This is a genomic window from Shouchella sp. JSM 1781072, assembly GCF_041949915.1.
GTDB lineage: Bacteria > Bacillota > Bacilli > Bacillales > Bacillaceae_D > Shouchella.
Window position 1 is genome coordinate 767891 of the sequence record NZ_JBHFQE010000002.1, and the last position, 12390, is coordinate 780280.

At 40.0% G+C, this 12390-nt stretch carries 11 protein-coding genes; 2 read left to right on the forward strand and 9 right to left on the reverse strand.

Annotation, left to right across the window (positions count from 1 at the left end; all coding sequences use genetic code 11):
• The first annotated feature begins 268 nt into the window (after positions 1 to 268).
• On the forward strand, positions 269 to 394 hold the full coding sequence (locus ACE1TH_RS13525) for a hypothetical protein (RefSeq protein ID WP_375079242.1): 126 nt from the start codon (positions 269 to 271) through the stop codon (positions 392 to 394).
• A 36-nt stretch (positions 395 to 430) separates the two neighbouring features.
• On the opposite strand, the gene ACE1TH_RS13530 is transcribed toward ACE1TH_RS13525, so the two are convergent.
• From ACE1TH_RS13530 to sigW, 9 genes are all read right to left on the reverse strand, one after another.
• Positions 431 to 1453: an LCP family glycopolymer transferase gene (locus ACE1TH_RS13530; protein ID WP_255224371.1), complete on the reverse strand. Its 1023-nt coding sequence runs from the start codon at positions 1451 to 1453 to the stop codon at positions 431 to 433.
• 341 nt (positions 1454 to 1794) lie between these two features.
• A complete protein-coding gene (locus ACE1TH_RS13535; protein ID WP_255224370.1) occupies positions 1795 to 2649 on the reverse strand; it encodes a GAF domain-containing protein in 855 nt (284 codons plus the stop codon).
• A 231-nt stretch (positions 2650 to 2880) separates the two neighbouring features.
• The gene (locus ACE1TH_RS13540) at positions 2881 to 4740 is read right to left on the reverse strand and encodes a S9 family peptidase (protein WP_255224369.1); all 1860 of its coding nucleotides are present in this window, start codon (positions 4738 to 4740) and stop codon (positions 2881 to 2883) included.
• Positions 4741 to 4923: 183 nt separating this feature from the next.
• Complete coding sequence (gene glmS / locus ACE1TH_RS13545; RefSeq protein ID WP_375079243.1) at positions 4924 to 6726, reverse strand: glutamine--fructose-6-phosphate transaminase (isomerizing); 1803 nt, start codon at positions 6724 to 6726, stop codon at positions 4924 to 4926.
• A gap of 404 nt (positions 6727 to 7130) precedes the next feature.
• Positions 7131 to 8471 (reverse strand): phosphoglucosamine mutase, encoded by a 1341-nt coding sequence (glmM, locus tag ACE1TH_RS13550; protein WP_099303366.1) that lies wholly within the window; start codon positions 8469 to 8471, stop codon positions 7131 to 7133.
• 36 nt (positions 8472 to 8507) lie between these two features.
• On the reverse strand, positions 8508 to 9734 hold the full coding sequence (locus tag ACE1TH_RS13555; RefSeq protein ID WP_375079244.1) for a CdaR family protein: 1227 nt from the start codon (positions 9732 to 9734) through the stop codon (positions 8508 to 8510).
• A complete protein-coding gene (cdaA, locus tag ACE1TH_RS13560; protein WP_099303370.1) occupies positions 9727 to 10554 on the reverse strand; it encodes a diadenylate cyclase CdaA in 828 nt (275 codons plus the stop codon). The genes ACE1TH_RS13555 and cdaA overlap by 8 nt, the downstream gene beginning before the upstream one ends.
• Before the next feature lie 249 nt (positions 10555 to 10803).
• Positions 10804 to 11454 carry a zf-HC2 domain-containing protein gene (locus ACE1TH_RS13565; protein ID WP_375079245.1) on the reverse strand — a complete coding sequence of 217 codons (651 nt, stop codon included), beginning with the start codon at positions 11452 to 11454 and terminating at the stop codon, positions 10804 to 10806.
• Positions 11455 to 11464: 10 nt separating this feature from the next.
• Complete coding sequence (gene sigW, locus ACE1TH_RS13570) at positions 11465 to 12028, reverse strand: RNA polymerase sigma factor SigW (protein ID WP_099303372.1); 564 nt, start codon at positions 12026 to 12028, stop codon at positions 11465 to 11467.
• A 152-nt stretch (positions 12029 to 12180) separates the two neighbouring features.
• On the opposite strand from sigW, the gene ACE1TH_RS13575 reads away from it, so the two are divergent.
• Positions 12181 to 12354, forward strand: coding sequence for an aspartyl-phosphate phosphatase Spo0E family protein (locus ACE1TH_RS13575; protein ID WP_375079246.1), 174 nt, complete (start codon positions 12181 to 12183; stop codon positions 12352 to 12354).
• Positions 12355 to 12390 lie beyond the last annotated feature (36 nt).

The following is a 12390-nucleotide window of genomic DNA, read 5'->3' on the forward strand; positions in this document are numbered from 1 at the left end:
CTAACTTTTCTATCCTTACCGTATCCTTGCTTTTCCAATGTACGGTTTTATTCATTCCTCCGTATACGACTGAAACACTAGTTGCCCCATTTTATCCCTCCAAATTTTTTCTTTCGTGCATGCATGTTACAATAAGCCACATGTTGTAACAAAGGAGATCTAGATCATGAATTCTTTTAAGCTAGCGATTTCGCCTCAAGACGTATCGACCATTATCCTTCTGCTCATAACTTAACGGAAATCAACATGGGCGAATTAAGCATCGTGTTTGCATAAAGAAATCTTAAACGCTGGACTTTTGTTTAAAGCGGTTGACGGCTTACGGTTTTATGCCAAGCAAGAACATCATGCCGCTTACCATTATTCTGAACCAATGAATGTACGCATTGCTTGATGCATAAAAAAAGAAGCAGATCGAATCTGCTTCTTTTTATGAGGTTGGAGAGGACGAATCAGCTTGAATCGTATCTTCAATCTCAAGATGTTCTTTTAACGTGGACTGTATTTCTTGAAGATTCATTGGGTCAACCCGCTCATACCAAATACTTTGACCTTGTGCGTTGGGCTGTCTAAAGCCTTCTGTTTGCAGTTGAAGACTTTCAATTTCATTAATCGACCCTGCGTAACCACTTAGAGAAACAATGTTGCCCATTGTTAAATCCATTCTTAAATTGTTCCCAACTGCTTGAAGAACATCATCAAAATTTGCGACATTTGAAAGAGATGTTGATTCATCAATAACTGCTTCAATAATTTGTTGCTGGCGAATGCCTCTTCCTTTATCGCCGCCGCCTTCAACAGACTTACGTTCTCTCGCATAGGCTAACGCTTTCGAACCGTCCATTTGAGTGGGGCCTTCTGTAAAGGAATAATCCGAATTTGTCGATGCTTCTTTGAAATCAAATTCATACGTAACATCCACTTCTACGCCACCGAGCGCGTCAATCACGTCAACAAAACCATCAAAGCGGATGAGGGCATAATGATCAATCGGGATATCAAGTAAATTTTCCACAGAATCTACTGCCATACTAATTCCACCGAATGCATGGGCATGGTTAATTTTATCGTAGACGCCTCCGCCTTGATGACCGATCATTTCAGTGTACGTATCACGAGGAATACTCGTTAACTTAATCGATCGATCCGACTTATTAAATGTCGCAACAATCATTGTATCCGTTCGTTCATAATCGTCCCCTTCTCGAAAGTCACTTCCGAGCAACAGCATGGAAAAGTTATCTTTCCCAACATCAACAGGTTCGACTCTTAAATTTGATTTATTTCCTCGTTCTAACTGTTCATACGAGTTTGAAGCAGTTGTGTTGACTTGGTTAACCACATACCATGCGCCTGCACCGACTGCCAATAATGCTACAACTGAAAATAATAAAGTTATTTTAAGAATTTTTCTTTTACGATTTGATTTTCTTTTTTTCTGACGAGAATCCATATTACTTCAAGTCCCCTAACGCTAGACAATAATTTTCAATATCTAGACTCATAATGTTACCACACGAGTTTTTAACGCCAAATATGATTCGCTGTTATTACAAAATTTTATGCAAGATTGAAAGATTTCAACGCAATCTCGATGCCGGTCGAAATCACGATAACAGTATAGGCATTATAGCGAATGTAGTATCTGTAAAAATGAGCGCAATGATCCTCATCAAGAATTGAAAAATAATGGCTGTTTTCGTTCCATTCCCTAAAAACGTTTGAATCAATCTTCTTAAGTTCAATGAAAAAATACGTTCTATTCAAATAGAACGTACCTTCTTATCAAAGCGTTTAGTGCAGTTCTCTTAACTCGTATCCTAACAAGCTAAGTGCATCTTCAATACTCTTCACATAATGAAGATCAAGTTTAGACAAATAATGTGTCACCTGACTGTCACTCACCAAATCAGTTGGCACTCCGGATACCATTACCTTCACGCCCATTAATTTCAAAGCGGAAACAAGACGATTCAAAAGCTCCGAAAATTCAAGTCCGCGACGATTAATTTCAGAGATATCAATAATGAAGTTATTTACTTTATGAACGACCGCATAGTCCATCGTATCTTCTATAATCTTTAACGCTCGAGATTGATTAATATTACCCTGTAGCGCAAGGATAGCAATCTCTGACGATATCGGTATAATCGGGACACTAAGCAAGCCAATATCTTCATGGGTTTCATCTAATTCAATAATAAATGAAAGTACATCGGCAATCGTACGTATGTATGTCACGTCTTCCTCAGAAAAAGAGCGCTCCTCTTCATCCATCACGCAAAGTGTTCCAAAAGATTGACCTGACGCGCCATATAACGTAACACCTAAAAATGCCTTTACGTTTAATTGTTCCGTTATTGTACGTTCCGCTGTCTCAAGATTCGTCATCAAATTTGTAAAGTATTGAATACCTGCCTCGTTTTCTAATACATATTTACAATTAGACTCTTTGTAATCCACGGCCATATCGTTTGTTACAATTTTTTTGTCGACATTATAAGAATTGATTACATCCATAACATCATGTTCTTTCTTTGCAATATATGCTGTATTGACGTTCAACTTATCGACTAAGCACGTAAATAATTTATTCGACACATCAATTAATGAATCATGGTTCTGATAACTCTCTTTGTTTGTTTGCATCACCATTTCGCCCCTTTCAAAAAAACTCCTTAGAAAGAGTTTACTATAGATATCAAGCAATTACGAAGAGAGTGGCTTTCTTATTTAAATTTAATACTTTTCCACTAATAAATATGCAAAGATTTCTCGTTTTGTACTCTCACCTAACAACGGTGTCCTCTTAGAAAATTATTCTTTCTTAATAAATTGTTCGAAATGAGTCGTGTTAATCACTCGCACCAACCCTTTCACTTAGTTATCATCTAAAAGGTACTGAGAAAACCAACGTAAATTTTGTTCCATAATCATAGCAGCCAAACCTGGCTCGTTCGCTTCATAAGCCATCCCTTTAAAGAGATACAGCTCTGTATCGATCCCTTTATCTTTTAAACCTCGGTACAACTCATAAGCATTTGCACTGGGAACCCTTGCGTCTAATTCACCATGTTGGATCAGAGTCGGTGTACAGGCTAGTGGGATGTATGTGATTGGAGATGTATCCGTATAAACCTTCTCCTTTTCAGAAGGTGGACCACCAAAATATGTACGAATTTCGTATGGGATATCTGTTAACGCATAATGTGTACGCCAGTTTGTTATGCCACCGCCAACGGACACAGCTTTAAATCGATCACCAAAAGTTGCACAAAAAGCAGCGATATAGCCACCATTACTCCAACCCATTATCCCCACGCGTTCAGAGTTTACTAAACCTCTATCAATAAGTTCATCAACACCTGAAAGCACATCATCATAGTAAGCCAAGCCCAATGTTTGATAATTTGCTTTTAAGAACTCATCACCGTAACCTGAACTACCTCTGTAATTAGGCTCCAACACAATAAAGCCTTTTTCTATAAATGCTTCAATTGGATATTTACCATTGAAGCAGTTGGAAAAGATCGGAAAAGAGGCCCAAGCAGGTCCACCATGAACGACTACTACAAGGGGATAAGCGCTGTTTGGCTGTATATTCACTGGGGTTGAGAGGACACCTTCTATTTCCAACCCATCACAACTTTTCCACGAGATTACTTCTCTTTTACTTCTTAAACGTTCGCCAAAGATGCTGTTTTCTGTAGTAATTCGCTCGTTGTTCAAATAAACATCAGCGATCTCACTGTTTTCAGCTTTTAAATAGGAGAAAGCCTTCCCGTCTTTCGTCGTTGACACGCCCATTATACAGCCATCTTTACTCCATGTTTCAAGAACGCCATCGTCCGTTAATAGACCTATCCTATCATTCGTTTTGTCTTGCCATTTTAAAAGTAAACCTGTTTCGGTCCAACGTATCGGTGTGACACTGCTATCAATATTACCTAAAGGTTGATTGCTTTCACCCGTTTCTAAATCGAGTATTTCAATGGATTGATCCTTTATCTGGTTTCGATAGTAATCTTTTTCTCGTTTGCTCGCGGTATAACAAATCTTTTTTCCTTCAGGTGAAAAACAAATATCCCCTCCTAGCAGTTTATTCACACCTAACTTCTTTCGCTGTCTACTCTCCCAATTCCATAAATAGATGTCACCATGTAAATCATCATCGTTCTTAGGTGATGATGTTGCTACAAAAGCAATCATTTTCCCATCTTCGGAAACCGTAAACTGTTTAAGGTGGAAATCTTTTTTATAAGTAAGTTGCTTAACAGCATGGCTTTCTAGATCAAGATAAAAAAGACAGGCATATTCATCTACAACATACCGCTTCTCTTCTTTTATTGAAGCGACATAATAAACTCCTTTCCCATCAGGAGCCCACTTAAAAAATTGTATGCCGCCAGTCTGGTCGGTCATGTTCATAACGCTTTGATGTTCAAAAGACTTTATAAAGAGTTTGTACGTTCTATCTAAACCAGCTGGTTTGAGATAAGCAAGCTGTTTAGAGTCCGGTGACCATTTTGGTGATAAACAGTTTGTTGAATCATCCATTAACATGACGGTCTTGTTCATCCCATATCCATAAGTCCAAATTTGCGTTTGGTAGCTGTCCTTTTCCCAATTTGTTGTCTTTTTCACAAAGGCTATTTTGGTCCCATCTTCACTGAGCGTTAGTTCTGATAAAGCAGGTAGTGATACTACTTCTTCTATACTTAAGTATGTTTTATCATCCATTGAAACAGGCTCCTAATCGGTTATCATTAAATAAATTTAGAATAGTATAAATTTGATAAGTAGTTCCACTTCACAATAACTGGTAAGTGTCATGACTATGTCTATAGACTTGAATATATCTTTTTACACATAAACAAAAACCCCTTTAGATCATCATATCTAAAGGGGGAATCTTAATCAATCTTATTCTACCGTTACACTTTTCGCTAAGTTTCTTGGCTTATCAACGTCACAACCTCTGTGAAGCGCAGCATAATAAGCAATTAGCTGTGTTGGAATAACGGAAACAAGTGGCGCGATGATTTCGTGGACACGTGGCAGTACAACCGCGTCGCCCTCTTGATCAAGGCCTTCCATTGCAATGATAACTGCTGCAGCACCACGGCTTACGACTTCTTGTACGTTTCCGCGAATACTTAAGTTTACATGCTCATTCGTTGCTAATGCAATAACAGGCGTACCTTCTTCAATAAGCGCAATCGTGCCGTGCTTAAGCTCTCCACCTGCGAATCCTTCCGCTTGGATATAGGAGATTTCTTTAAGCTTCAGCGCACCTTCTAATGCCACATAGTAATCAGACGCACGGCCGATAAAGAATGCGTTTCTTGTAACAGAAAGATAATCCTTTGCAATCTTTTCAAACTCGTCTTTTTGACTACAAAGCGCTTCCATCGCATTTGCCGCAATCCCTAATTCTTGAATTGGATCAAAATCAAGCTTAATTCCTTCTGCATACGCTGTATCAACTGCTAGTAATGTTAGTACCGCCATTTGCGCTGTGTATGCTTTCGTTGATGCAACCGCAATCTCTGGACCTGCAAACGTATGAAGCGTGAAATCAGATTCACGCGAAAGCGTGGAACCCGGTACGTTCGTAATCGTTAACGTACGGTGGCCTTTTTTCTTCACGTCAACAAGTACACCGCGAGAGTCTGCTGTTTCACCACTTTGTGAAATAAAGACAAAGAGTGGATTTTTTGATAACAACGGCATATTGTACAAGAATTCACTTGCAATATGCACTTCTGTAGGTTTGTTTGCCACTTGCTCAAGCAACTGCTTCCCAACTAAACCAGCATGGTAACTCGTTCCTGCTGCAATCACATAAATGCGATCAGATTCTTGCATTGCTGCGCGAATATCTGCATCTAAACGTGTTGAACCATCTTCATGTTGATATTTTTGAATGATGTTACGAATAACAATTGGCTGCTCATCGATCTCTTTTAACATGAAATGATCGTATGTGCCTTTCTCAATGTCACTCGCATCAAGCTCTGCTGTGTAAGGTTGACGATTTTGTACTTCTCCATTGAGCGTTTTGATCTCAATGCCATCACGTTTCACGAGTACAAGCTCTTCATCCATAATCTCAACAAACTGATCCGTTACGTTAAGCATCGCCATGGCATCAGACGCAATGACGTTTACGCCGTCTCCAACGCCGATAAGAAGCGGACTTTTATTTTTCCCTACAAAAATCGTTTCTGGCTCTTCTTTATCGAGAAGCGCAATCGCATAAGAACCCTTCATCATAGAGAGTGCTTTGCTTACTGCAGCTTCTGTTGTTAAGCCATCTTTTGAAAGCTGTTCAATAAACTGAACAATGACTTCCGTATCCGTGTCACTATGAAGCTGTACATCTTGAAGATACTCACGCTTGATTTGTTGATAGTTCTCAATAACCCCATTATGAACAAGGGTAAAGCGCTCTGTAGAGCTTTGATGTGGATGCGCGTTTAACTGACTCGGTACACCATGGGTCGCCCAACGAGTGTGTCCAATCCCTACAGTCGTTTCAACATCCATATCAACTGCGTCACGCAATGTCGCAATTCGTCCTTTTTCTTTAAAAACATGCGTGCCGTCTTCTGTCCGAACTGCAATCCCAGCAGAGTCATAGCCACGATACTCTAGCTTTTCTAGTCCGTTCAGTAAGATCTCTTTTGCATCTTCATTTCCGATGTAACCAACAATTCCACACATAATCCGTTTCCTCCCGATGTAGGAGCAAGACTCCGTAGGGGCAGACTTACCCCCACTCTTTGTTTTTTTGTTGTTTGTGTGCGGCTTTTGTTTTTGTGCATTAAGTCACCTCAATGTTTTTTACAAAAGCTTGCGACTGTCACACGCAGCCGGAGGGAACCCGCCGATTGTCGATTAGCCCTCTTCCTCGTCAACTGATCTCTCGTCAGTCCTGGCGCTTTATTGTACGCTTCTCATTTTCGTACAAGTTCCATATTATAGGAATGAAGAACACACGTCAATTAAGTTCAATGGTTCTTCACATTTTAATTTATGCGGTTCTTTTTCTTTTGTGTCGATCATGGCTAAAATCGTGTTAAACATCAATAAAAAACCACCCTCCGTGATTAGGAGGATGGGTTGTATCATGCACCGAGCTCAGCTTTTACAACATCAACAATTCGGTTCACATAGGTTTCACAAAGCTCATCTGTTTTCGCTTCTACCATAACTCGAACAAGTGGCTCTGTGCCTGAAGGACGTACAAGCACGCGACCTTCTCCAGCCATTTCTTCTTCTACTTCTGCAATGATGGCTTTTACGTTTTCGTTCTCTTTAACCGCATCACGATCTGTCACTCGAACATTAATTAAACACTGCGGGAACGTTTCCATCTCGCCAGCAAGCTCTGACAAAGGTTTACCGGATTGTTTCATAATATGAATCAACTGTACACCCGATAAAAGCCCATCACCAGTTGTATTATGCTCAAGGAAAATGATATGGCCAGATTGTTCACCGCCTAAGTTGTAGTTCCCATTACGCATTTCTTCCATTACATAACGATCGCCAACAGCCGTCTGTTTCGTCTGTATGCCTTTTGCTTCTAATCCTTTATGGAAGCCGAGATTACTCATGACCGTCGCCACTACCGTATTGTTGTTTAATTTCCCTTGTTCACTGAAATACTTCGCAACAATGTACATAATCTGATCGCCATCCACAATATTTCCTTTTTCATCTACCGCGATTAATCGATCCGCATCACCATCAAAAGCAAGACCGATGTCTGCTTCTTTTTCAACTACTAGCTTTGCTAATCCTTCTGGATGAGTGGAGCCGCAGCAATTATTGATATTTGTACCATCTGGTGACGCCCCCATCGAAGAAATATCCGCTTCTAAATCAGCAAGGACATGTGTTGCAAGGGATGAAGCCGATCCATTGGCACAGTCAATCGCAACATGAATCCCTTCAAAATCGCCCTCTACCGTTTGCTTCAGAAATTGCATGTATTTTTGTGCACCTTCAAAATAGTCATTGATTTGACCGAGCGCACTACCAATTGGTCGTGGCATCGTATCTTCGCCATCAATTAACGATTCGATTTCCGCTTCTTGTGCATCCCGAAGTTTAAAACCGTCCGAACCAAAGAATTTAATCCCATTGTCTTCAACTGGATTATGAGATGCCGAAATCATAACACCTGCAGTAGCACTTAACTGCTTTGTTAAAAACGCCACGCCAGGTGTCGAAATCACACCAATCCGCATCACCTCAACACCTATTGAAATAAGTCCTGAAACCAATGCCGCTTCAAGCATTTCCCCAGAAATACGTGTATCTCGACCAATTAAAACTTTTGGTTGACTCGCTTCTTTTGTTAGAACATATCCACCAGCACGACCAAGTTTAAAGGCAAGCTCAGGAGTTAACTCCGTATTTGCTACACCTCTTACGCCGTCCGTTCCAAAATATTTACCCATGCAATCGCTCCTTCTTCTACAACTCACTCTTACACACTATTCGCTAAAGCGCAATACCGTTTCATTTTCATCAAGTTCAAACCGAATATACGAAGGACCAGTAACATTTAAGGGAAATTCCTGGTCTCCAGCGTGCGTACCCGATGCATCGACACTTACTTGGATATCCTCATCAAGCAAATCATTCAACCTTGACTGCGAGCCGAATGCCGTTACATCAACTGTGTTTGGTGCCTCGCTATGAAAATTCACCGCAGCGTCTGCGCCTGTAATTTCAATTGGAATCGATTGAAAAACAAGTTCCTCTTCTTCAGCAAGCGTAAAATCAACAGTCACTTGCTCTGGATCAATTCGCTCTACTTCATCCGGAACTTCAAGGGGAATAGTGAGTTCACCACTTTCCTCAATACTTGTTAAATCAATCGGTTCACTCTCAACAAAGTCAACCGTTTCAAGATCTTCTGCGGACCCATATACGGTTACTTCATTCGGATAAATCGTTACGTCCTCAAAACTTAATCCATCAGGTAATTCATCTTCTCGTATTAACTTAACGGGTACGAGTTTATTCGGGCTCGTTAAGGGCACCGTAACATTTACAAACTGCGGATCCGATTGAACATCAAGTTGATGCCCTTCTTCATTATAAAAATGGACAGGGAACTCATCTTCTATCGTTTCATCTGCACCTGTTAAATCTACATAAACATACACATCTTCAATTGCTTCGATGGTCTCTCTATTCGCTGTCACGTTTACATTTAGCGGACTGACAATAGGAGATCCTAATGAGTTATCTTCAGCAACATCATCTTCATTTTCGAGCTGCACATCCACAGAAAAAGAAGCGGTTTGACGTTCTCTTAACGTCACAGATACCACCTGCGGCTCAATTGAAACCGACAGATCACTTGGGAAATTCCGGTGACTGACGGCTAGCTGATGCCTGCCCTCTTCTTCTATGTCTGACGCATCCACAAACACTTCGGTTGAACGATTGCTTGTAATTTGAAACAAAGAGATAGAGACTTGTGAACCTCGAAGTTCAACATCCACTGCTCCCGGCTCTTCAACAAGTTCAAACCGCTCTTCATCATAAATCACTTCAACAGACTCATCTTCAATCACAAACGGGGCACTGGGCGTGTCTGGTAATAAAGAAGGAGAGCCAATGTTGCTTTGATTCACCATAAAGAAAAGCATTAATGCAATAAAAAACGCCAAAATCCTTACAAACCAAATACTATTTAACATTCTATCCATCTTTTTTACCTCCCCACTGCCAGCGTGTTTCGGTAGTTGTTGAAGGCTTTAATAAGTTTTGTTCCAACAAATCTTGCAGCTGTTCCTTTGTTAAATCTCGATAGAGCGTTCCTCTTTTCGAAATTGAAATCGCCCCTGTTTCTTCAGACACAATAATAGTAACCGCATCAGTGACCTCACTGACACCAAGGGCCGCTCGGTGCCGAGTTCCAAGCTCTTTTGAAATCGAACTATCTTCAGATAACGGTAAATAACAACCTGCCGCAAGAATCTTATCATTTTTCAACACAATCGCACCGTCATGCAAAGGAGTGTTTGGAACAAACAAATTTATTAGTAACTCTGAAGAAATATTCGCATTTAGTGGGATCCCAGATTCCGCATAATCATTTAAACCTGTTTCACGCTCAATTGAAATCAATGCACCAATTCTTCGTTTTCCCATATACACCGATGCTTTTACTAACGCATCGATCGTCGGCTTTAACGCATCGTCTTTTTGCGCAGAACGACTATTAAAGAGTCGACTCCGACCAAGTTGTTCAAGCCCTCTTCTTAATTCCGGTTGGAAAATAATAATAATCGCTAACAAGCCAAACGTAGCCGTCTGTCTCGTGATAAACTCTAACGTACTCAAGCCAAGAAAATTACTAATAAACCAGACAATAAAGATCGCAACAATCCCTTTAACCAGCTGAACCGCCCGGGTGCCGCGTATAATCATAATTAATTTATAAACCACATATGTAACAAGTAAAATATCGACAATTTGCCCGATATATACTAGCCACGGAAACTGATCAAGATTAGCAGAAAGCATATCCGCCCCTCCACATAAACAAACTCTTCTTTATACTTTTGACACAACTTACCATTGCTATACAAATCAGTGTCAAACGTTATCATTATACCATTATCTTCTTATAAAGTTAAAGGAGTTCCCGTTTTACACAGAAACCCCATGTTCTTTTACGTTTGTTCTTATTTAAATTCGATCAAACCACTGATCATTTCCCGATATTAAACCTAAGCCTAACTTCAGCTGAGGCGCTTCGTTTCCGTCAAATTATCAGCTATCCCCATTGAGGAATCCAAACACATCGGTAAAAAAGCCTTTCGTGTTATACCAAATCCATGATAAAAATTGATCAACTTCTTCGATTTCGCCGGTCACTTGGTTAGGCGACGCATAGAGAGAATCCTTGTTAAAAGAACTATTTAATAAAAGAATATCCCCGCGAACTTCCCCCTCAAGCTCTAATTCGCCATTCCGCACCATCAAATCACCTTCAATTACCGCGCCCTCTGGTACAGTCACAACACCGGTTTCCTTATTAATGACAAATGGACCATTCCCAGAAACCACAATGCCATCATTTTGATTCCACGTTGAAAACACTGCCGTGGACATCATCAGAACAAATACCGCAGCAGCAACTAAAATTGGATGCTTCTTCAAAAAACGTTTGACTTTTGGTCCGTTCTTTTTCTTTTTCGGCAAATTTGCCATAATACCTGTTGTAAAATTAGCAGGCGCTTCTATATGAGACGAACTCTGAATAAAAGCAATCGACTTCTTCAGTTCGTTTACATGAGTTTGACAATGGGAACACGTTTCTAAATGAGCATATAACTGTTCCTTTTGCTCGTGCGTTGCATCCCCATCTAAATAAATGTGTATCAGTTCATTGTAAGAATGACAGTTCATAATGTGTGCCACTCCTCCTTATTTAAACATGTCGCATACGTTTGCGTAACGCTTCACGACCGCGATGAATTCGAGTTTTCACTGTTGCAACTGGCAAGTCCATAACTTCACTAATTTCTTTTAAAGATAAGTCTTCTAAGTACTTTAAAATAATAGCCGTTCGATATTTAGGCGGTAAATAATTAATTTCAGATTGAATCCAATCCTGTAATTCTAACTGAACCACTTGATCCTCTGGTAAATCATCTGTTGCGGCAAGCTGTGACTCATACGTGATCGCTTCCGTTCCTTTTACATTGTCCTGTAAATGAACATCCGGCTTCCGCTTCCTCAAACGATCAATTGCTACATTTGTAGCGATCCGAAAGACCCACGTAGAAAATTTACGATTCACATCGTATTTATCTAGATTTGTATATACTCTAAGAAATGCCTCTTGCGCCACATCTTGCGCCTCTTGAGGATGGCCCACCATCCGATAGGCAACTTGATAAACCTTATCTTTGTACAAATCAACTAACTCTGAAAATGCTTGGTCATCACCCTGTTTAATTTCCGAAATTAAGCGCTTTGTTAACGAATCCATGACATCCCCTACCTATATGTAACTTACGGAAGATACTAGAATTAAGTTTCGTTTTTTATAATAACAGAAAAATTAACTTTTTTCTTAATTATGGAAGGATTTTTCTCTTTTTACACCGAATTGTTTCTTAATAAAGAAAGGGAGGTATGGCTATGTCGAATGCGCATCTTGTTTGTCCATTATCACGTTCAATTGAAGACGTACGAATGGAACTAAACGACTCAGCGACAGTGTATTCTTTAAATTCTCCGCATATGTTGAGATTGAGTCGAAAGCTAGATAGCCTGCTCAATCAATACGAAAACCTTTCCAATACCCAAACATAAATCAATTGATCTTTTCATAAAAAGAAAGCGACCACG

What these genes read in the sequence shown, in the direction of transcription:
- cdaA (WP_099303370.1), bottom strand. Translation starts at nt 10,554, where the DNA reads ATGCTTTCTGCTAATCTTGATCAGTTTCCGTGGCTAGTATATATCGGG.
- ACE1TH_RS13555 (WP_375079244.1), bottom strand. Translation starts at nt 9,734, where the DNA reads ATGGATAGAATGTTAAATAGTATTTGGTTTGTAAGGATTTTGGCGTTT.
- ACE1TH_RS13540 (WP_255224369.1), bottom strand. Translation starts at nt 4,740, where the DNA reads ATGGATGATAAAACATACTTAAGTATAGAAGAAGTAGTATCACTACCT.
- glmM (WP_099303366.1), bottom strand. Translation starts at nt 8,471, where the DNA reads ATGGGTAAATATTTTGGAACGGACGGCGTAAGAGGTGTAGCAAATACG.
- glmS (WP_375079243.1), bottom strand. Translation starts at nt 6,726, where the DNA reads ATGTGTGGAATTGTTGGTTACATCGGAAATGAAGATGCAAAAGAGATC.
- sigW (WP_099303372.1), bottom strand. Translation starts at nt 12,028, where the DNA reads ATGGATTCGTTAACAAAGCGCTTAATTTCGGAAATTAAACAGGGTGAT.
- ACE1TH_RS13535 (WP_255224370.1), bottom strand. Translation starts at nt 2,649, where the DNA reads ATGCAAACAAACAAAGAGAGTTATCAGAACCATGATTCATTAATTGAT.
- ACE1TH_RS13530 (WP_255224371.1), bottom strand. Translation starts at nt 1,453, where the DNA reads ATGGATTCTCGTCAGAAAAAAAGAAAATCAAATCGTAAAAGAAAAATT.
- ACE1TH_RS13575 (WP_375079246.1), top strand. Translation starts at nt 12,181, where the DNA reads ATGTCGAATGCGCATCTTGTTTGTCCATTATCACGTTCAATTGAAGAC.